The following is an 18,221-nucleotide window of genomic DNA, read 5'->3' as shown; positions in this document are numbered from 1 at the left end:
CCATCCACCCACGGGAGGGGACAGACCGTAGGACGGAGTCCGTAGGGCTGTCACCGCACCCGACAAACAACCGCCCGCCGCAGGCGAAACGGCGAGAAACACACACGGCGGGAAAGCCAAAAACGTGGGAAGCAGCAAAGCGCAGCGGACTGGCAGAATCCGACCCATGACCACGCTCAAGTTCCGACTCGCGCGCGCCGGTGCCGATTTGGCCGCCCTGGTCGCGCTGTACGACTCCGCCGCTCGCTGGATGCAGGAGTCGGGGATCGACCAGTGGAAACCCGGTGGGAAGGACGAGGCGCACTTCCGGCGGCGGATGGCGGACGGCGAGGTCTGGCTCGCGGAAGCCGTCGAGGGGATAGTGGGCGCCTTCGAGCTGTGGTGGGAGGACGAGCCCGCGTGGGGGCCGCGGCCGCCGGAGGCGGGCTATGTGCACCGGCTGATGGTGGACCGCGGACGGGCGCCGGCCGGGACCGGGCGGGCGATGCTGGCGCACGTCGAGCGGCGGATCGCGCAAGCGGGGCGGAAGTGGGCGCGGCTGGACTGCGTCTCGTCCAATCCGCGGCTGCGTACGTACTACGAGGCCGCGGGGTACACGGTGGTCGGGGAGCAGCCGTCCAAGGAGGACAACGGCGGCGGCAGTCCGTACGCCGTCACCCTCCTGGAGAAGCGGCTGGCCGCCCGCTGAGAGCCGGGCGGCCCGGCGCCGTTACCGGGCGTTCCTGTGGAAGTGCCGGCACGGTGCGGAACATCGACGTCTGATTGCCGCCAGTGGGGTCTGCCCCTGCTGATCACACTGGTGGCATGACGATGTCATCCACTACAGACTCGGTTACGGTCCTCACCGGCATGTATGCGGCTGAGGCGGAGTACCTGGCGGCTGGAGGCCCTGGCGAGGCTTCATTCGACCTGCTCGCCCCCTTCTTCGCGCCGGACGTCGTGCTGCATCAAGCCGATGCGCTGCCCTATGGCGGCACGTGGCACGGGCACTCGGGCATGACGCGGTTCTTCCTTGCGATGAGTGCGGTCTGGGAGTCGTTCGACATGGTGGAGCAGGGGTTCCTCGCCACTGGTGAGACCGCGGTGGTACTCACCCAGGTGCGTGCTCGCGCTCGTGCGACAGGCCGCGAACTCTCCTTTCCGATCCTGCAGACGATCACGGTCAAGGACGGGCGGATCACCGAGATCCGTCCGTTCTACTGGGACACCCGGGCCATCGCCGACGCCTGCGAAGGGCCGACGGCGACCGGCTGACGCGGAAGGTGAGTCCGCTGGTCACAGCCACTCGTTGAGGCCACCGACAGCCCCTACCCCCGCGCCTGGCGGAAGACCGCCACCGTGCGGGCGGGGACGGTGAAGGTGCCCGACGCGGGGGCGTAGGAGGCGGTGGCGGTGGTGCGGTCCGCGCCGTGGGCCTGGACGGGGTGCAGGGCGTAGGGGCGGCCGGCGAGGGTGGGTACCGTCTGGTGCTGCTGGTGGGGGGTGGCGTTGAAGACGACCACCAGGTCGGCGAGTCGCATGGTGATGACGCCGGGGGTCTCGTCCTTGCCGGAGAGCGGGAAGGAGAGTGCCCGCTGGACCGCCGCCGTGGTGGGCAGGCCGAAGGCCGGTTCGGTGGCGTGGATGCGGAGCAGGTCGCGGTAGGCGGCGGAGGCGGCGCGGATCGCGGTGCAGCCGGGGCGGAGCGCGGGGTCGGCCAGCAGGGGCCTGGCGTAGGGCCACTTGTCCTTGTTGTCGGCGGCCGGGGGCAGTCCGCGGCCGAAGCCGTTGCCGTCGGCGCAGTTCCAGTGCAGGGCGTTGAACCAGTCGCCGCTGTTGAAGGAGTTGCGGTCCAGGGACTTGGAGCGCAGGAGGTCGGAACCGGCCTGGGAGAGGGCCGGGCCTTGCGAAAGGGTTGCGGTGGCCAGCGCAAGGACTTGCATGCGGGCGCGGTCGGCGGCGCTGGTCGCCTGCGGCAGTTTGTACGCCAGCGCGTCGTAGAGGGTTTCGTTGTCGTGCGCGTCGGCGTAGGCGAGGGCGTCGCCCGGGTCGGCCGCGTAGCCGGCCGGGGCGCCGTTGTAGTCGACCTGGGAGCCCTTGACGCGGCGGCCGGCGGTGTCGGTGAAGGTGTAGTCGGCGAGGTTGCCGGTGAGGCCGACCTTGAGGAGATCCTGGTAGTGGAGGAGGCGGGATCGCTGGGCTGCCTGATCGCCGTTGTCCGGCGCGGAGTTGGGGTCGGTGTACAGGCCCGAGGCGAAGCCCTGGACCCGGGGGTCGGCGTCGAAGGGGCCGCCGCCGCGCACCGCGTCGCGGGCCCGGTCGCTGAAGGTGGCGATGCCGGTGCCGGCCATGTTCCGCTGTGTGGCCTGGACGAACCGGGCGTCGTTCGCGGCCTCGCCGAAGTTCCAGCCCTCGCCGTAGAGGATGATCCGCTTGCCGTCGACGCCGTCCTTCGCCGGGGTCAGCGCGTCCAGGGCCTTGCGCACGGCGAGGATGTTGGCCTTGGGGTGGTGGCCCATGAGGTCGAAGCGGAAGCCGTCGATCTTGTACTGCCGGGCCCAGGTGACGACGGAGTCGACCACGAGCTTGCCCATCATGGTGTGCTCCGGTGCGGTGCCGGAGCAGCAGGTGGAGGTGGCCACGCCGCCGTCGTCGAGCAGCCGCTGGTAGTAGCCGGGGACGATGCGGTCCAGGACGGAGTGCGGGTCCTGGCCACTGGCGGCGGTGTGGTTGTAGACGACGTCCATGACGGTGCGCAGTCCGGCGCCGCTCAGCCCCTGCACCATGCGGCGGAACTCGACGGTACGGGCCGCCCCGTCCGGGTCCGAGGCGTAGGACCCTTCGGGGACGGTGTAGTGCAGGGGGTCGTAGCCCCAGTTGTAGGCGTCGCGGCCGGCGGTCTTGGCGAGGCACTCCTGCTGGCCGGGTGAGTCGGGGGCGTACGAGGCCAAGTCACAGCCGGGGCGGGCCTGATCGGCGCGCCGCTCGGGGACGGTCGCGCCGTCGAAGACCGGCAGGAGGTGGACGAACGAAGTGCCGGCTGCGGCAAGGGACTTCAGATGGCGCATGCCGTCCGACCGCGCGTCGGTGAAGGCGAGGTACTGGCCGGGGTGGCGGGAGGTGCGGTCCTCGACGGAGAAGTCGCGCAGGTGCAGCTCCTGGATGCGGGCCCGGCGCAGCGGCACCGCGGCGGGCTTGCGCAGCGCCGCCCAGCCCTTGGGGGCGAGCTTCGGGTCACCGAGGTCGATGACGAGGCTGCGGCCCGAATCGGCGGTCAGGGCGGTGGAGTAGGGGTCGGTGACCTTGTTGGTGACGGTCTTGCCGACGGTGGGCGCCCAGACGGTGACGAGGTAGCGGTACGGCTTGCCGACCCAGCCGCGCTGCCCCTGGGCGCGCCAGACGCCGCTGGTGTCGTCGCGTCGCATCGGGACCGTGCGGCCGTCGAGTTCGAGGGCGACGGTGCGGGCGGTGGGCGCCCAGACGGCGAGGGTGGGGCGTCCGTGGTGGAACACCGGCCCCAGTGCGGCGGGTTGGGCGCGGGCGCCGTAGAGGTCGTCCAGGACGCCGGGTATCTGCACGCCCGTCGTGACCCGCTGTCCGTCCGCCGTGTGCTGGGTGGCGACGAGCCGTCCGCGCAGCGCGGTACGGGCCAGGGCTTGGTCGCGGGGGTCGACGGTGAAGGCCGGATACCCCGTCAGATGCGGATAGGCGGCGCGCTCGGCCGGGGTGAGCGTCCCGGGCGTCAGCCGGATCCGGCCACGGACGCGCCGACCGGACGGCTCACCCTCCCCCGCCCCGAACTCCAGCTGGGCGTCGGCGCGTTCGGCGCCCTTCCAGACCACGGTGTCGCGGTCGATCCACTGCGCGAGGGCCTGGCCGGCGACGGACGGGGACGCCTGGGCCTGCTGCTGCGGCGACGAGACGAGCAGCCCCGTCGCGCCGAGGGTCAGGGCGAGGGCGGCGGCCAGGCGCCGAGCGGTCCGGCGGGGGAGGAAGGACATGGGTCATGGTTCTAGCCGCACCGATTCTTTGTTGCAAGACCTTTCGCAAGACATTGCAAGGGTGTTACGTTCCCGCAGTAACGGTCCGGCCGGCCGGAGGTCCACACGCACAACGGGCCCTACGCGCCCGGCCGGTCGGACCGGCACCATCGTTCGCCCGCTCGCCCCGCACGCCGTCCCGGGCTCGTTCACCCAGCTGGCGCATAGTCACCTATGCCTGCAAGGCGGGCGAATCGCTCCGTCGCATCCGGGGAATCCCCCCACCATGATCAACAACCCCGGCAGCCACACCGGCAGCACACCGCACCACGACGACGAGACCCGCACCTACTACGACACCGCCGATGTCGACGCCTTCTACGACACCGTCTGGGGCGGCGAGGACATCCACGTCGGCCTCTACACCGACGAGCACGAGGCGATCGCCGACGCCTCGCGCCGCACCGTCCAGCACACGGCGGACAAGGTCGCCGACCTGCTCGGCCCGCATGCCACCGTCCTCGACCTCGGCTCCGGATACGGCGGTTCCGCCCGCGCGCTCGCCGAGCGCTTCGGCTGCCGCGTCGTGGCCCTCGACCTCAGCGAGCAGCACAACCGGCGCCATCGCGCGGCCAACGCCCGGCGCGGACTGGACGGCCTGATCGACGTCGTCACCGGGTCCCTCTACGACCTGCCCTACGAGGCGGAGCGGTTCGACGTGGTGTGGTCCCTGGAGGTGCTCTGCCACCTGGAGGACCGGCCGCGGGCGCTGAACGAGGCCGTACGGGTGCTCAGGCCGGGCGGCGCGCTGGTGTTCTCGGACATCATGGCGGCCGAGAGCACCCCGGCGGAGGCCGTGCGCCCGGCGACCGCCCGGCTCTCCATGCCGGCCCTGGCGACGCCGCCGCTGTACCTGCACCTGCTCTCCGGCCTCGGCCTGCAAGCCGCCTACGAGGACCGCACCGCCGACCTCGCCACCCACTACGCGCGCCTCGACGAGGAGGTCCACCGGCGCGCGGCCGAACTGCGCGAGGTCATCAGTCCGGCCTACGTCGACGAGCTGCTGGCCAACCTCCCCCTCTGGGCGGACATCACCCGACGGAGCCTGCTGCGCTGGGGCCTCTTCCACGCCCGCCGCCCCGCCGCCTGAGCCGACCCGCGACCTGTTGCGTCCCTGGCCTCACCTGTCCGGGAGATCCAGATCCGCCCGGACGATCTTGCCGACCGAGAGCCGGTCGACTACGGCCCAGCGGGTGGCCAGCGCGGTGACGAGGACCAGGCCGCGGCCGGTCTCGGAGTCGGGCGCAGGCGCCACGAGCGCGCCCGGGTCCGGCGGGCGCCGCTCGGTACGGGTGTCGACGACCTCGATCCGCAGGGTGCCCGGACGGGCCGGGCCCGGCAGCCTCATGAGCCGCAGCTCGAAGTCCCGTCCGGGCACCCGTCCGTGGGTCACCGCGTTCGCGGCCAGCTCCCCGACGATGACGGCGGCGACGTCCGAGACCTCGCCGCCGTACGGGAAGCCCCATACGTCGAGCTGCCGAACGGCCAGATAGCGGGCGAGGCGCGCCCCACGCGGGGTGGCACTGAAGCGCTGTGTGAACATCTGTACGGTGGCGGTGGCTTGGGCTGGCATGGCGCCAACGGTGCTGGTCAGCAGGCCCGTACACCAGGGACTCCACTCGTACTCCGGGAACTGTACGAGTCCAGTACGTGGACGGATCGAGTAACGGGTCGTAACCATGGGTGACTTGCGGGGTCAGTACCAGTCACCTCGGGAGTGCCGACATGGAAGACAGCAGCACCGACAACTACGACGGCGGCAGGCCCGAGCCCTCCGGCAGTCTGCGGACCTTCGGCGCCGTCTATCAAGGGTTCCGTGAGAATGCGGGATACACACAGGAGACCCTGGCACCGGTGATCCGGTACTCGGCGCACTACATCGCCTCCGTCGAGCAGGGCCGACGCCTCCCGTCGAGGAAGTTCATCGACCGCTCGGAGGAGGCGCTCAACGCGAACGGGGTGCTCAGGAAGGCCGCCAAGCGGCTGTCGAAGCAGCCGGGGCTGGCCCGGTGGTTCCGCGAATGGGCGGAGCTGGAGAAGCAGGCGATCAGTCTGTACACGTACGAATGCCGCCTGGTGCCTGGACTTTTACAGTCGGAGGCGTATGCCCGGACGCTGTTCGACAATCGCGTCCCACTGCTTTCCGAGGAGGTCGAGATCCAGGTAGCCGCACGCTTGGAGCGGCAGAAACTGCTGCGAGACCGGCCGAACACGACCTTCAGCTTCGTCATCGACGAGCAAGTCTTCCGGCGCCCCACCGGCGGCGCGGACACAGTCCGGGGAGTGATCGACCACGTGCTGGAGTGCACGACGCTCCGGAACGTCGAAGTGCAGGTGATGCCGTTGAATCGGGGTGTCCATCCCGGGCTGGACGGGCCGATGCGACTGCTGGAGACTCCGGACAATCAGTGGTTCGGCTACTGCGAGGGGCAGGAAAGCAGCCAGTTCATCACCGACTCACAGACGGTCAGCACCCTCTACATGCGCTATGCGAAACTGCTTGCGCAGGCTCTCACTCCCGAAGACTCCAGGAGCCTGCTAAGGCAGATCCAAGGAGCGCTATGAGCAGCACCCCCGAACTGGCCTGGTTCAAAAGCAGCTACAGCACTGCCGACGGCGATGAATGCGTAGAAGTCGCCCACTCCTGGCACAAGTCCAGCTACAGCGGCAGCTCCGGCGATGACTGCATAGAGATCGCCACCTGCCCCACCACCATCCACATCCGCGACTCCAAGGACAAGAGCGGCCCTCAGCTCAGCGTCCCGGCCGCGGCCTGGGCGGCGTTCGTGTCGTACGCCGCCCAGGAGGGCTGAGCGGGCCGCAGGTCAGCGGTGCGCCACCGGGCCCGTCGAACCCCGCACCACCAGCTCCGGCTGGAAGATGAACTCGGTGCGCCGGGTGGGGCTCCGGGGGCGCCCCTCCGCCCGGTCGTGGATCTCCTCGATCAGGGCGCCCACCGCCGCGGTGGCCATCGCCTGTACCGGCTGGCGGACCGTCGTCAGCGGCGGGTCGGTGAAGGCGATCAGCTGGGAGTCGTCGAAGCCGACGACGGAGAGCTGGGCGGGCACGTCCAGACCCCGGCGGCGGGCCGCGCGTACCGCGCCGAGGGCCATCAGGTCGCTGCCGCAGACGATGCCGGTGCAGCCCTGGTCGAGGAGGGTCGCGGCGGCCGCGTCGCCGCCCTCGACGCTGAACAGGGTGTGCTGGACGAAGCGTTCGGCCTGCCCCCTCGACAGGCCGAACGACTCGCCCAGCGCCGCCACGAAGCCCTCGGCCTTGCGGCGGGAGGGGACGTAACGGACCGGGCCGACGGCCAGCCCGATCCGCTCGTGGCCCAGCTCGGCCAGGTGGCGTACCGCCATCCGGGCCGCCGCCCCGTCGTCCGGGGAGACGAACGGGGCGTCGATCTGCGGGTGGTAGCCGTTGATGAGGACGTACGGTACGCCCCGGGAAGTGAGGCGGGCGTAGCGGGTGGGGTCGGCGTGGGTGTCGGCGTGCAGGCCGGAGAGGAAGACGATGCCGGTGACCCCGCGCTCCTCCAGCTGCTCGACGAGTTCGTCCTCGGTGGCTCCGCCCGGCATCTGGGTGCACAGGACGGGCGTGTAGCCGTGGCCCGCCAGGGACTGCTCGATGATCTGGGCGAAGGCCGGGAAGATCGGGTTGGTCAGCTCCGGGATGACCAGGCCGACCAGGCCCGCGCTGCGGCGGTGCAGCCGTAAGGGGCGTTCGTAGCCGAGGACGTCGAGCGCGGCGAGCACCCGGCGCCGGGTGCTCGCCGCCACGCCCGCCTTGCCGTTCAGCACCCGGCTCACGGTCGCCTCGCTGACCTGCGCCTGGGCGGCGATGTCGGAGAGCCGGGGGGTGGACGGGACGGGCCGGCCGTCGGGCCGGGTCACTCCTCCCACCAGACGGCGGTGTCGGCGGGGAGGATGAAGTCGCCGTCCAGCAGGGGCAGTTCGGTGCGCGAGGAGAGCAGGGGGCGGCCGGGGACGGGCAGCCGGGCCGGGGAGCCGGTGGTGTTGACCGTGCAGACCAGGCCGCCGAGGCGGCGGAAGGCCAGTACGCCCTCGGGGGCGTCTTCCAGCCATTCGACCGCGTCGCCGGCGCCGAGGCCGGGGTGGGTGCGCCGCAGGGCGAGGGCGCTGCGGTACAGCTCCAGGGTGGAGGCGGGGTCGCCGGTCTGAGCCTGGACGGTGAGACCGGCCCAGTCGGCGGGCTGCGGCAGCCAGCTGCCGCCGTCGCCGAAGCCGTACGGGGGCTCCGTGCCGCTCCAGGGCAGCGGGACCCGGCAGCCGTCGCGGAGGCCGTCCTGGCCGGTGGCGCGGAAGAAGGAGGGGTCCTGGCGGACCTCGTCGGGCAGGTCGGTGACCTCGGGCAGGCCCAGCTCCTCGCCCTGGTAGACGTAGGCGGAGCCGGGCAGCGCCAGCATCAGCAGGGTGGCGGCGCGGGCGCGGTCCGGGCCGCCGCCGAGGCGGGTGCGGTGGCGTACGACGTCGTGGTTGGACAGCACCCAGGTCGTCGGGGCGCCGACGGGGCGCATGGCGTCGAGGGAGGCGTCGATGGCCTCTCTCAGCTCCTTCGCGTCCCATGTGGTGTTCAGGTAGTGGAAGTTGAACGCCTGGTGGAGCTCGTCGGGGCGCAGGTAGAGCGCGGTGCGCTCGGCGGTGGGGGTCCATGCCTCGGCGACGGCTATCCGCTCGCCCGCGTACTCGTCGAGGACGGTGCGCCAGGAGCGGTAGATGGCGTGCACGCCGTCCTGGTCGAAGAAGGGCAGGGACTGGGTGCCGAGCAGGGTGAGCTGGTCGGCGCGGCCCATGTCGGGCAGGCCGGGGGCCTTGACCAGGCCGTGGGCCACGTCGACCCGGAAGCCGTCGACGCCCAGGTCCAGCCAGAAGCGCAGGATGGAGCGGAACTCGTCCTGGACGGCGGGGTGGTCCCAGTTGAAGTCGGGCTGTTCGGGGGCGAAGAGGTGCAGGTACCACTCGCCGTCGGGTACCCGGGTCCAGGCCGGGCCGCCGAAGAGGGACTCCCAGTCGTTGGGCGGCTCCTCGCCGTTCTCGCCGCGGCCCTTGCGGAAGTGGAAGCGCTCGCGGGCCGTGGAGCCGGGGCCCTCGGCCAGTCCGCGGCGGAACCATTCGTGCTGGTCGGAGCAGTGGTTGGGGACGAGGTCGACGATGATGCGCAGGCCGAGGTCATGGGCGTCGTCGATCACCGCGCGGGCGTCGTCGAGGGTGCCGAACATCGGGTCGATGGCGCGGTAGTCGGCGACGTCGTAGCCGGCGTCGGCCTGCGGCGAGGCGTAGAACGGGCTCAGCCAGACGGCGTCGACGCCCAGGTCGCGCAGGTACGGCAGCCGGCCGCGGATGCCCGCCAGGTCGCCCATGCCGTCGCCGTTGCCGTCGGCGAAGCTGCGCGGATAGACCTGGTAGATCACCGCGTCGCGCCACCAGCCGGTGGCGGGAGTGGTGCCGTCAGGAGTGACGTCGTGCTGTGGGGTCATGTCATCCCTTGGTGGTGCCGGCGGTCAGTCCGGCGACGAGGTGGCGCTGGGCGAAGGCGAAGACGAGCGCGGCCGGGACCGCGATGATCACGGCGGCGGCGGTCATCGAACCCCAGTCGTTGGTGTACTGGTTGACGAAGGTCTGCAGCCCGCCGGCGAGCGTGAGGTTCTCCTCGCCGGTCATGAAGGCGGAGGCGTAGGCGACCTCGGCCCAGGCGGTGACGAAGGTGTAGAAGCCGGTGACGGCGAGGCCGGGGCGGGCCAGCGGCAGGACGAGCCGCCAGAAGGTGCCGAACGGGTTGAGGCCGTCGACCCGGCCCGATTCGTCGATCTCCACCGGGATGGTGTCGAAGAAGCCCTTCATCATCCAGGCGCAGAACGGCACGGCGATGGTCAGGTAGGTGACGACCAGGCCGGCCGGCTGGTTGAGCAGGCCGAGGCTCGCCAGCAGGTTGTACAGCGGCACGATCAGCACCGCCACCGGGAACATCTGGGTGATCAGCAGCAGCCACATCAGCGGGCGCATCCCGGGGAAGCGGAAGCGGCTGACGGCGTAGCCGGTGGTGGCGGCGATGAAGACGCCGAGGACGGTGGTCAGCCCGACGATCACCACCGAGTTCCCGAACCAGGTCAGGAACTGGGTGTCGGCCAGTACGTGGGTGTAGTTGGCGAGGGTGGGGTGGGATATCAGCCCGGTGGAGAAGGCGTCGTTGCGCGGTTTGAAGGAGGTGATCAGGAGCCAGAGGGGCGGGAAGACGGCCACGACGGCGGCGGCGATCAGGCCCGCGTGCAGGCCGATCGAGGCCAGCGGGCTTCTCTTGTTGCGCATGCTCACCACACCTCTCCCTGCTTGCGCAGTGCCCGGCGGTAGACGACCGCGACGGCCGAGAGCAGCAGCAGGATCAGTACGCCCCAGGTCGCGGACTCGGAGAAGTTGCGGGGGCTGTCGACGAAGGAGAGCCGGTAGGCGTAGGTCACCAGGATTTCGGTGGCGTCGCCGGGGCCGCCCCGGGTCAGCAGGAAGATCACCGGGAACATGTTGAAGGTCCAGATGGCGGAGAGCAGGATGACGGTGCTGCTGACGGCCCGCAGCCCCGGCAGGGTGATATTGCGGAAGCGTTGCCAGGCGTTGGCGCCGTCCATCTCCGCGGCCTCGTACAGCTCGGCCGGGATGGACTGCAGGCCGCCGAGCAGGGCGACGAGCATGAAGGGCACGCCGAGCCAGACGTTGACGGCGATGACCGAGAGCTTGGCCCAGGTGGGGTCGTTGAGCCAGGGAATGCCCTCGATGCCGCCGCCGGCCAGCAGCTTGTTGAGGATGCCGTTCTTCTCGTTGTAGAGCATCCGCCAGGTGAAGACGGAGATGAAGGCGGGGACGGCCCAGGGCAGGATCAGCGCGAGGCGGTAGAAGGTGCGGCCGCGCAGTGTGCGGTTGAGCATGTTCGCGAGCGCGAGGCCGGTCAGGAAGGTGATGCCCACGCAGGCGACGGTCCACAGGGCGGTCCAGCCGAGGCGGTCCCAGAAGACGCCGTCGGAGAGCACCGCCCGGTAGTTGTCCAGGCCGGTGAACTTGTAGGTCGCGGGGATGTGGTTGACGCCGATGTTCCGCTCGACGTTGGCCTCATTGGCGTCGGTGAGCGACAGGAAGACGCCGCGCACCAGCGGATAGCCGATGATCACCCCGATGACGAGTACCACCGGGGCGACCATCGTCCATGCGTACCAGTGAGTGCCGAGCGTCCGGCGCACTCGTACAGCAAGGGTCACTTGTAGTCCTTGAGCAGCTTCCGGTAGGCGTCGCCGGTCGCCTTGGCGGCCTGCTCGGGCGTGGCGGCGCCGGTGAGCACCTTGTTCATCTGGACCTTGATCGGCTCGAAGAGGGAGTTGCCCTCGGCGATCCAGGGGCGCTGGACGGCGCCGTCGACGGCCGGCTTGAAGAACGTGACCATCTCGTTGTTCTTGACGGCCGGTACGTCGTAGACGGACGACCGGGTGGGCAGCAGGCTCAGCTGCTCGGTGGTCTGCTGCTGGACCTTGGCCGAGCTCATGTACTTGACGAAGGCGTAGGAGGCCGCGAGGTTCTTGCTGCCGGCGTAGACCGAGAGGTTCCAGCCGCCCTGCGGGGAGCCCTGGGCCCTGCTGCCGCCGGGTACGGGGGCGACGCCGAGGTTCTTCTTGTCCTTGAACGCCTTGCCGGCGCGGGCGCCCTCGATGTCCCAGGGGCCATCGATCGCCATCGCGACGGTGCCGTCCTTGAGGGCCTTGAGCTGGTTCTCCTGGCCGTCGGTGGCGTCGGTGACCGCGGCCTTGGAGTCCACCAGGCTCTTGAGGGTCTTGAATGCCTTCACGCCGGCGCCGTCGTCGATCTCGACGACCTTGTCGCGGGCGTCGACCAGGTCGCCGCCCTCGCCGTAGAGGTACGGCAGGAACCAGTAGGGGTCGTCGCCGCGCAGGTAGAGGGCGGTGGCGCCGGTCTTGGACTTGATCTTCTTGGCGGCGGTGGCCAGTTCGTCGAAGGTCTTGGGCACCTCGACACCGGCCTCCTTGAGCAGCTTCTTGTTGTAGAAGAGGCCGAGTGTGTCGATGACCTGGGGTGCGGCGTAGGTCTTGCCCTTGAACTTGGTGGAGCCGAGGGCCTGGGGGAGGTAGTCGTCGGTCTTGTCGAGGGCGGGGGTGTTGTCGAGCGGGGCGAGGTAGCCGAGGTTGGCGAAGTCGGCGGTCCAGGCGACCTCGGTGCGCATCACGTCGGGGGCGCCGGAGTTGCCGCCGGCCGCGTTCTTGAACTTGGCGTTGGCGTCGCCGAACGGGACGTTCACATACTCGACGTGGACCTTGGGGTGCTCCTTCTGGAAGCCCTCGGCAAGCTTGCGGTAGGTCGCCTTCTCGGCGTCGTTGGAGGTGTCCCAGAAGGTAACGGTTCCCGACAGTTCGCCCCCGCTGCTGCCGCTTTCGTCGCCACCCCCGCCACCGCATGCCGTTGCCGCCAGTGCCAGGCCCGCTACCAGCGCGCCGGCTGTGATGCCCCGTATGCCACGTCGCATGTGAACTCCTTAGGGAAATGCCTCAGATGGCGGTCAGGAACGTAACAGCGCTGAAAACAAATCGAAAGACCTTGCGGCAAATTGCTGCAAGATTGCTGGAAGGGATTGCAGCGGGATGTCCGTAACGGGACTCTTGAGGGGGTCGTGGCACGTCACCCCGCGCCCGCCCGAGCGTTGACTCCGTTAGGGCCTGTCCGATGGGTCAGGGTCGGACCCGGACCCATCGGACCGGCCCTAAGGCACCCCACACGCCTCTTGACCTCGACAGGGACGGCAGATGACCCAGGAGCTCACTTCCCCCAGCCCCGCCCCCCAGGCCGCCGGACCGGGCCGAGGTCCCAGCTGGTGGCGCGACGCCGTCATCTACCAGGTGTACGTCCGCTCCTTCGCCGACAGCGACGGCGACGGCGTGGGCGATCTGCGCGGGGTCCGCGAACGGCTGCCGTACCTCAAGGAGCTGGGCGTGGACGCCGTCTGGCTGACGCCGTTCTACGCCTCGCCGCAGGCCGACGGCGGCTACGACGTCGCCGACTACCGCGCCGTCGACCCGCTCTTCGGCTCCCTCCAGGACGCCGACGACCTCCTGCGCACCGCCCACGACCTGGACCTGCGGGTGATCGTCGACATCGTCCCCAACCACACCTCCGACCGGCACCCGTGGTTCCAGGAACCCGAACTCGCCCGGCAGCGCTATGTCTTCCGCCCCGGCAAGGGGGAGAACGGCGAGCTGCCGCCCAACGACTGGGAGTCGGTCTTCGGCGGCCCGGCCTGGACCCGCACCGACCGCGGCGACTGGTACCTGCACCTCTTCGCCCCGGAGCAGCCCGACCTGGACTGGGACAACCCGGACGTGCACGCCGAATTCGAGGCCATCATGCGCTTCTGGCTCGACCTCGGCGTGGACGGCTTCCGCATCGACGTCGCCCACGGCATGGTCAAGGCCCCCGGCCTGCCCGACATCGGCCACGGCCAGCAGGCCAAACTGATCGGCAACCAGGTGCTGCCGTTCTTCGACCAGGACGGGGTGCACGCCATCCACCGCACCTGGCGCCGCCTGCTGGACGGATACGGCGACGCCCACGGCAAGCAGGTGATCGGCGTCGCCGAGGCGTGGGCCCCCACCGCCGAGCGGCTGGCCCTCTACGTCCGCCCGGACGAACTCCACCAGGCATTCAACTTCCAGTTCCTCAACGCCCCCTGGCAGTGCGACGCGCTGCGCTCGGTCATCGACGCCTCGCTCGCCGCCACCGCCTCGGTCGGCGCCCCGACGACCTGGGTGCTGTCCAACCACGACGTCGTGCGGCACACCACCCGCCTCGGCGGCAGCGTGGACCGCGCCCGCGCCGCCACCCTGCTGATGCTGGCGCTGCCCGGCTCCGCGTACCTCTACCAGGGCGAGGAGCTGGGCCTGCCCGAGGTCACCGACCTGCCCGACGAGGCGCGCCAGGACCCGGCGTTCTTCCGCGGCCAGGCCGCCCAGACCAGCGGCCAGGACGGCTTCCGGGACGGCTGCCGGGTGCCGATGCCCTGGTCCGGCCAGGCGCCGCCGTACGGCTTCGGCGACGGTGGCAGCTGGCTTCCGCAGCCCGCCGACTGGGCCGGACTCACCGTCCAGGCGCAGACCGGCGACCCCGCCTCCACCCTGGAGCTGTACCGCAGCGCCCTCGCCCTGCGGCGCCGGCTGCCGGGCCTGGGCGACGGCGGGCTGAGCTGGCAGCCGGCCCCCGCGGGCGTCCTCGCCTTCACCCGCCCCGGCCTGCTCTGCACGGTCAACACGCTCGGTCACGACGTCGAACTGCCGCCGTCCGGAACGCCGCTGCTCTCCAGCGCACCGGTTGCCGTCAACGGCGCGTCGGTCGTGCTGCCCGGTGACAGCTGCACCTGGTGGGCAATCTGACAGCCGGACGGTAAGGTCCCCTCCATGACCGCCCGGCTGGCCGACATCGCAGCGCAGGCGGGTGTCAGCGAGGCCACCGTCAGCCGGGTTCTCAACGGGAAGCCCGGCGTCTCCGCCACCACCCGCCAGTCCGTGCTGGCCGCCCTCGACGTACTGGGCTATGAGCGCCCGGTACGGCTGCGGCAGCGCAGCGCGGGCCTGGTCGGGCTGATCACCCCGGAGCTGGAGAACCCGATCTTCCCGGCCTTCGCCCAGGTCATCGGCCAGGCGCTGACCCGCCAGGGGTATACGCCGGTCCTCGCCACCCAGACCCCGGGCGGCTCCACGGAGGACGAGCTGACCGAGATGCTGGTCGACCGCGGGGTGGCCGGCATCATCTTCGTCTCCGGGCTGCACGCCGACACCTCCGCCGATATGCAGCGCTATGAGCAGCTGCGCGGCCAGGGCGTGCCCTTCGTGCTCATCAACGGCTTCTCCGACAAGGTGCAGGCCCCGTTCGTCTCCCCCGACGACCGGGCCGCGGTCGATCTGGCGGTCACCCATCTCAGCGCGCTGGGCCACCGGCGGATCGGGCTGGCGCTCGGCCCCAAGCGGTTCGTGCCCGTCCAGCGCAAGATCGAGGGCTTTGTGCGCGCCATGCAGGAGCGGCTGCAGATCGGCCCGGCCGAGGCGGAGCCGTACATCCAGCACTCCCTCTACACCCTGGAGGGCGGGCAGGCCGCGGCGAGCGCGCTGATCGAGCGGGGCGCCACCGCCATCGTCTGCGCCAGCGACATGATGGCGCTCGGCGCGATCCGCGCGGCCCGGCAGTGCGGGCTGGACGTCCCGCGGGAGATCTCCGTGGTCGGCTTCGACGACTCCCCGCTCATCGCCTTCACCGACCCGCCGCTGACCACCATCCGGCAGCCGGTCACGGCGATGGGCCAGGCCGCGGTCCGCGCGCTCCTGGAAGAGGTCGGCGGCACCCCGGCGCCGCACAGCGAGTTCGTCTTCCACCCCGAGCTGGTGGTCCGCGGCTCGACCGCCTCGGCGCCGAAGACCGCCCGGATCCCCAGGCCGCTGCGCGCCACCTGACGGGGGGGTGTCCCCCAGGAGTACGGGGGTTCCGACTCCCCCTCAAGACCGATACAAACGATCGAATACCCGACCGAAGGATGATCGGCGAGACGTCCCTTTCTGGCAAACTGTCTGCCTATGGGTGAAGCGAATACGAGGATTCTGGACGGCCCGTCGACCACCCCGCCACTCACCGGGGAACGTACGGACCGACCAGCGGAAGCGGGCCGGCTGGCTCGTCTGCGCTCCCCACGCACACCCCGGCTCTGGTTCGAGGTCCTGCTGATCGCGGTCAGTTACTGGACCTATTCGATGATCCGCAACGCGGTGCCGGAGCAGAAGGCGAAGGCGCTGAAGAACGCCGACTGGATCTGGCAGGCGGAGCACTCGCTGGGCATCGCCGTCGAGCACACCGTCAATCATGCGGTGGACTCGGTGACCTGGCTGATCGTGTCGATGAACTACTACTACGCGACGCTGCACTTCATCGTGACGATCGGTGTGCTGGTGTGGCTCTACCGCTGGCATCCCGGCCGCTATGCCGCGGCCCGGCTGGCGCTGTTCGCCACCACCGGCGTCGCCCTGGTCGGCTACTACTTCTACCCGCTGGCGCCGCCCCGGCTGATGCCGGACGGCGGCTTCGTCGACACCCTGATCGACCACGGCACCTGGGGCTCGATGGCCTCCGGCAACCTCGCCTCGATGTCCAACCAGTACGCGGCGATGCCGTCGATGCACATCGGCTGGTCGCTGTGGTGCGGCATCATCATCGCGCTGCTGGCCGAGCCGGTGTGGGCCAAGGCGCTCGGGCTGCTCTACCCGACGACGACGCTGCTGGTCATCGTCTCCACGGCGAACCACTTCTGGCTGGACGCGGTCGGCGGGGTGCTGTGCCTGGGCTTCGGGTTCGCGCTCGCGGGCGTCTGGTACCGGACGCTGCCGCACCGGCTGTCGCGGCTCGCGCCAGCGCTGGGCTGAGGCCCGGGGGCCGGAGCCGCACCGGCTCAGCCCGCGGTGCGGTGGGTGAGGTGCCCGCCCGTCATCGTCAGCCGTACTTCCGCCGTGCCCAGCTCGTCCGCGGGGGCGGTGACCGGGTCCACGGCCAGGGCGGTGAGATCGGCGCGGTAGCCGGGGGCGATCCGGCCGGCCTGGTGCTCCTCGCCCACCGCGAGTGCCGCGTGTGAGGTGCAGCCCTCCAGCGCCATCAGGCCGGTCAGCGCCTGCCCGGGGGTGACCGGCGCGACGTCCGGGCGTCCCGCGGGGCGGCGCAGTCGGGCGGCGGCCAGGACCTGGCGGGGGTCGTGGTGGGCGATCGGCCAGTCGGAGCCGAGCACCAGCACCGCGCCCGCGTCCCGCAGATCGCGGCAGCGCCAGGCCCGTCCGGCGCGCTCCTCGCCGACCCTTCGGGACCAGGCGTCGGTGTGGTCGGCGCGGGTGTACGCGGTGTGGGTGGGCTGCATGGAGGCGGCCACGCCGAGGCGGGCGAAGCGCGGCAGCTGCTCGGCGGGGACGGTCTCGATGTGCTCGATGCGGTGCTGGTGGCGGGCCCGCCCGCCGTCGTCGCCGAGCAGTTCGACGGTGTCCAGGACATGCCGTACGGCGGCGTCGCCGATGGCGTGGGTGGCGGTGCGGACACCGGCCCGCGCGAGGTGGTGCACGGCGTGGGTGTACGCGGCGGGGTCCGGCCAGAATGCCTCGGTGCCCTGGCCGTGGCAGTCGGCGTGCTCCAGCCAGGCGGTACCGCCCTCGACGGTGCCGTCCATGAAGAACTTCACGCCGCCGACGCGCCAGTGGCGGCCGCGCAGCCGCTGCAGCTCGACGAGGTGGTCGAGGCCCTCCTTGTCGATGCCGGGCATGCACCAGGGCGCCAGCCGCAGCCGGAGGGGGAGGACACCGCCGTCCGCCTCGATACCGGACAGCAGCTCGGGCACCCCGTCGTTCTCCAGGTCCATGACGTGGGCGCCGGTGAGGCCGCCGGCGGCCATCTCGTCGAGCAGGGCGAGCAGCCGGGCGCGGCGGTCGGCGGCCGAGGCACGCGGGACGGCGGGCGTCAGCAGCTCCATCGCGGCGTGCTCGACGAGGTGCCCGGTGGGGCGCCCGTCGGGGTCGCAGACGACGCTGGCGCGCTGGGCGAACTCACGCGGCCCGTCGATCCCGGCGGCCGCCAGGGCCCGGCCGCTGGCCAGCGCCGAGTGCCCGTCGTAGAGCCGGAGGAGGGCCGGTGCGCCGCCGAGCGCGTCCTCGATCAGATCGCGGTGGACGGGGCGGCCGCCGAAGACGTTGTGGTCCAGTCCCCAGCCGGTGAGCCACTCGCCGGGGCCGAGCGCGCGGGCGGCGCGGGCCAGCGAGGTGCGCAGTCCGTCGAGGTCGCGGACGGGGGAAAGGTCGAGGCCGGTGGCCATTTCGACGCCCCAGACGGGGTGGCTGTGGCCGTCGACGAGGCCGGGGGTGAGGGTCGCCCCGGCCAGGTCGACGACCTCGGTGGCGGCGCCGCGCCAGTCCCGTACGTCCCGCGCGTCCCCGACCGCGGCGATCCGCCCGTCCTTGACCGCGACGGCCTCGGCCCAGGGGCGGGCCGGGTCCAGGGTGCGGACCCGGGCCCCGGTCAGGACGGTGTCGGCGGCGGTGAGGGGCGATGCTGCGGCGGAGACGGGCATGGGGGCTCCTGGGGGGTGGTGGTGCGCTGTCGGGTGCGGTGGTGCGGGGCT

General features: G+C 71.2%; 16 protein-coding genes. 8 read left to right on the top strand and 8 right to left on the bottom strand.

All coding sequences use genetic code 11. The features are described 5' to 3' along the window. Positions 1-166: 166 nt before the first annotated feature. Positions 167-688: a GNAT family N-acetyltransferase gene (locus ACZ4NB_RS29225; RefSeq protein WP_467666035.1), complete on the top strand. Its 522-nt coding sequence runs from the start codon at positions 167-169 to the stop codon at positions 686-688. A 116-nt stretch (positions 689-804) separates the two neighbouring features. Next, positions 805-1,254 carry a nuclear transport factor 2 family protein gene (locus tag ACZ4NB_RS29220; RefSeq protein ID WP_467666034.1) on the top strand — a complete coding sequence of 150 codons (450 nt, stop codon included), beginning with the start codon at positions 805-807 and terminating at the stop codon, positions 1,252-1,254. Positions 1,255-1,307: 53 nt separating this feature from the next. Here the strand turns inward: ACZ4NB_RS29220 and pulA are convergent, their stop codons facing one another. Continuing rightward, complete coding sequence (gene pulA / locus ACZ4NB_RS29215; protein ID WP_467666040.1) at positions 1,308-3,929, bottom strand: pullulanase-type alpha-1,6-glucosidase; 2,622 nt, start codon at positions 3,927-3,929, stop codon at positions 1,308-1,310. Between the two features lie 316 nt (positions 3,930-4,245). Between pulA and ACZ4NB_RS29210 the strand changes: the two genes are divergently transcribed. Beyond that, entirely contained in the window at positions 4,246-5,109 is an 864-nt protein-coding gene (locus ACZ4NB_RS29210) for a methyltransferase domain-containing protein (RefSeq protein WP_467666033.1), read from the top strand. Between the two features lie 30 nt (positions 5,110-5,139). Here ACZ4NB_RS29210 and ACZ4NB_RS29205 read toward each other — a convergent pair whose 3' ends face one another. Next, complete coding sequence (locus ACZ4NB_RS29205; RefSeq protein ID WP_467666032.1) at positions 5,140-5,592, bottom strand: ATP-binding protein; 453 nt, start codon at positions 5,590-5,592, stop codon at positions 5,140-5,142. Between the two features lie 152 nt (positions 5,593-5,744). On the opposite strand from ACZ4NB_RS29205, the gene ACZ4NB_RS29200 reads away from it, so the two are divergent. Together ACZ4NB_RS29200 and ACZ4NB_RS29195 are read left to right on the top strand one after the other, a co-directional pair. Further along, positions 5,745-6,584 carry a helix-turn-helix domain-containing protein gene (locus tag ACZ4NB_RS29200; protein WP_467666031.1) on the top strand — a complete coding sequence of 280 codons (840 nt, stop codon included), beginning with the start codon at positions 5,745-5,747 and terminating at the stop codon, positions 6,582-6,584. Further along, positions 6,581-6,832, top strand: a complete 252-nt coding sequence (locus ACZ4NB_RS29195; RefSeq protein WP_467666030.1) for a DUF397 domain-containing protein — start codon at positions 6,581-6,583, stop codon at positions 6,830-6,832. Before ACZ4NB_RS29200 ends, ACZ4NB_RS29195 begins: the two co-directional genes overlap by 4 nt. A gap of 12 nt (positions 6,833-6,844) precedes the next feature. On the opposite strand, the gene ACZ4NB_RS29190 is transcribed toward ACZ4NB_RS29195, so the two are convergent. From ACZ4NB_RS29190 to ACZ4NB_RS29170, 5 genes are read right to left on the bottom strand one after another with little or no spacing between them, the layout of a single operon-like run. Beyond that, entirely contained in the window at positions 6,845-7,924 is a 1,080-nt protein-coding gene (locus ACZ4NB_RS29190; protein ID WP_467666029.1) for a LacI family DNA-binding transcriptional regulator, read from the bottom strand. Next, entirely contained in the window at positions 7,912-9,519 is a 1,608-nt protein-coding gene (locus ACZ4NB_RS29185) for a glycoside hydrolase family 13 protein (RefSeq protein ID WP_467666028.1), read from the bottom strand. Before ACZ4NB_RS29185 ends, ACZ4NB_RS29190 begins: the two co-directional genes overlap by 13 nt. A gap of 1 nt (position 9,520) precedes the next feature. Next, entirely contained in the window at positions 9,521-10,348 is an 828-nt protein-coding gene (locus tag ACZ4NB_RS29180; protein WP_467666027.1) for a sugar ABC transporter permease, read from the bottom strand. Between the two features lie 2 nt (positions 10,349-10,350). Beyond that, complete coding sequence (locus ACZ4NB_RS29175; RefSeq protein WP_467666026.1) at positions 10,351-11,286, bottom strand: carbohydrate ABC transporter permease; 936 nt, start codon at positions 11,284-11,286, stop codon at positions 10,351-10,353. Beyond that, positions 11,283-12,560, bottom strand: coding sequence for an extracellular solute-binding protein (locus ACZ4NB_RS29170; protein ID WP_467666025.1), 1,278 nt, complete (start codon positions 12,558-12,560; stop codon positions 11,283-11,285). Before ACZ4NB_RS29170 ends, ACZ4NB_RS29175 begins: the two co-directional genes overlap by 4 nt. Before the next feature lie 277 nt (positions 12,561-12,837). Here ACZ4NB_RS29170 and ACZ4NB_RS29165 point away from each other — a divergent pair, with 277 nt between their 5' ends. The 3 genes from ACZ4NB_RS29165 to ACZ4NB_RS29155 all read left to right on the top strand — a co-directional run bounded on the left by ACZ4NB_RS29165 (position 12,838) and on the right by ACZ4NB_RS29155 (position 16,491). Continuing rightward, on the top strand, positions 12,838-14,457 hold the full coding sequence (locus ACZ4NB_RS29165; RefSeq protein WP_467666024.1) for a glycoside hydrolase family 13 protein: 1,620 nt from the start codon (positions 12,838-12,840) through the stop codon (positions 14,455-14,457). 24 nt (positions 14,458-14,481) lie between these two features. Beyond that, positions 14,482-15,531 (top strand): LacI family DNA-binding transcriptional regulator, encoded by a 1,050-nt coding sequence (locus tag ACZ4NB_RS29160; RefSeq protein WP_467666023.1) that lies wholly within the window; start codon positions 14,482-14,484, stop codon positions 15,529-15,531. A 120-nt stretch (positions 15,532-15,651) separates the two neighbouring features. Further along, positions 15,652-16,491 carry a phosphatase PAP2 family protein gene (locus ACZ4NB_RS29155; RefSeq protein WP_467666022.1) on the top strand — a complete coding sequence of 280 codons (840 nt, stop codon included), beginning with the start codon at positions 15,652-15,654 and terminating at the stop codon, positions 16,489-16,491. 26 nt (positions 16,492-16,517) lie between these two features. Here the strand turns inward: ACZ4NB_RS29155 and ACZ4NB_RS29150 are convergent, their stop codons facing one another. After that, complete coding sequence (locus ACZ4NB_RS29150; protein ID WP_467666021.1) at positions 16,518-18,170, bottom strand: amidohydrolase; 1,653 nt, start codon at positions 18,168-18,170, stop codon at positions 16,518-16,520. Positions 18,171-18,221 lie beyond the last annotated feature (51 nt).

The organism is Streptomyces sp. NPDC026575 (genome assembly GCF_055567415.1).
The sequence above is the reverse complement of the archived record's forward strand: the minus strand, read 5'-3'. Positions and strand labels throughout refer to the sequence as shown.

What these genes read in the sequence shown, in the direction of transcription:
- ACZ4NB_RS29200 (WP_467666031.1), top strand. Translation starts at nt 5,745, where the DNA reads ATGGAAGACAGCAGCACCGACAACTACGACGGCGGCAGGCCCGAGCCC.
- ACZ4NB_RS29220 (WP_467666034.1), top strand. Translation starts at nt 805, where the DNA reads ATGACGATGTCATCCACTACAGACTCGGTTACGGTCCTCACCGGCATG.
- ACZ4NB_RS29160 (WP_467666023.1), top strand. Translation starts at nt 14,482, where the DNA reads ATGACCGCCCGGCTGGCCGACATCGCAGCGCAGGCGGGTGTCAGCGAG.
- ACZ4NB_RS29210 (WP_467666033.1), top strand. Translation starts at nt 4,246, where the DNA reads ATGATCAACAACCCCGGCAGCCACACCGGCAGCACACCGCACCACGAC.
- ACZ4NB_RS29205 (WP_467666032.1), bottom strand. Translation starts at nt 5,592, where the DNA reads ATGCCAGCCCAAGCCACCGCCACCGTACAGATGTTCACACAGCGCTTC.
- ACZ4NB_RS29155 (WP_467666022.1), top strand. Translation starts at nt 15,652, where the DNA reads ATGGGTGAAGCGAATACGAGGATTCTGGACGGCCCGTCGACCACCCCG.
- ACZ4NB_RS29180 (WP_467666027.1), bottom strand. Translation starts at nt 10,348, where the DNA reads ATGCGCAACAAGAGAAGCCCGCTGGCCTCGATCGGCCTGCACGCGGGC.
- ACZ4NB_RS29165 (WP_467666024.1), top strand. Translation starts at nt 12,838, where the DNA reads ATGACCCAGGAGCTCACTTCCCCCAGCCCCGCCCCCCAGGCCGCCGGA.
- ACZ4NB_RS29225 (WP_467666035.1), top strand. Translation starts at nt 167, where the DNA reads ATGACCACGCTCAAGTTCCGACTCGCGCGCGCCGGTGCCGATTTGGCC.
- ACZ4NB_RS29150 (WP_467666021.1), bottom strand. Translation starts at nt 18,170, where the DNA reads ATGCCCGTCTCCGCCGCAGCATCGCCCCTCACCGCCGCCGACACCGTC.
- ACZ4NB_RS29170 (WP_467666025.1), bottom strand. Translation starts at nt 12,560, where the DNA reads ATGCGACGTGGCATACGGGGCATCACAGCCGGCGCGCTGGTAGCGGGC.
- ACZ4NB_RS29185 (WP_467666028.1), bottom strand. Translation starts at nt 9,519, where the DNA reads ATGACCCCACAGCACGACGTCACTCCTGACGGCACCACTCCCGCCACC.
- ACZ4NB_RS29195 (WP_467666030.1), top strand. Translation starts at nt 6,581, where the DNA reads ATGAGCAGCACCCCCGAACTGGCCTGGTTCAAAAGCAGCTACAGCACT.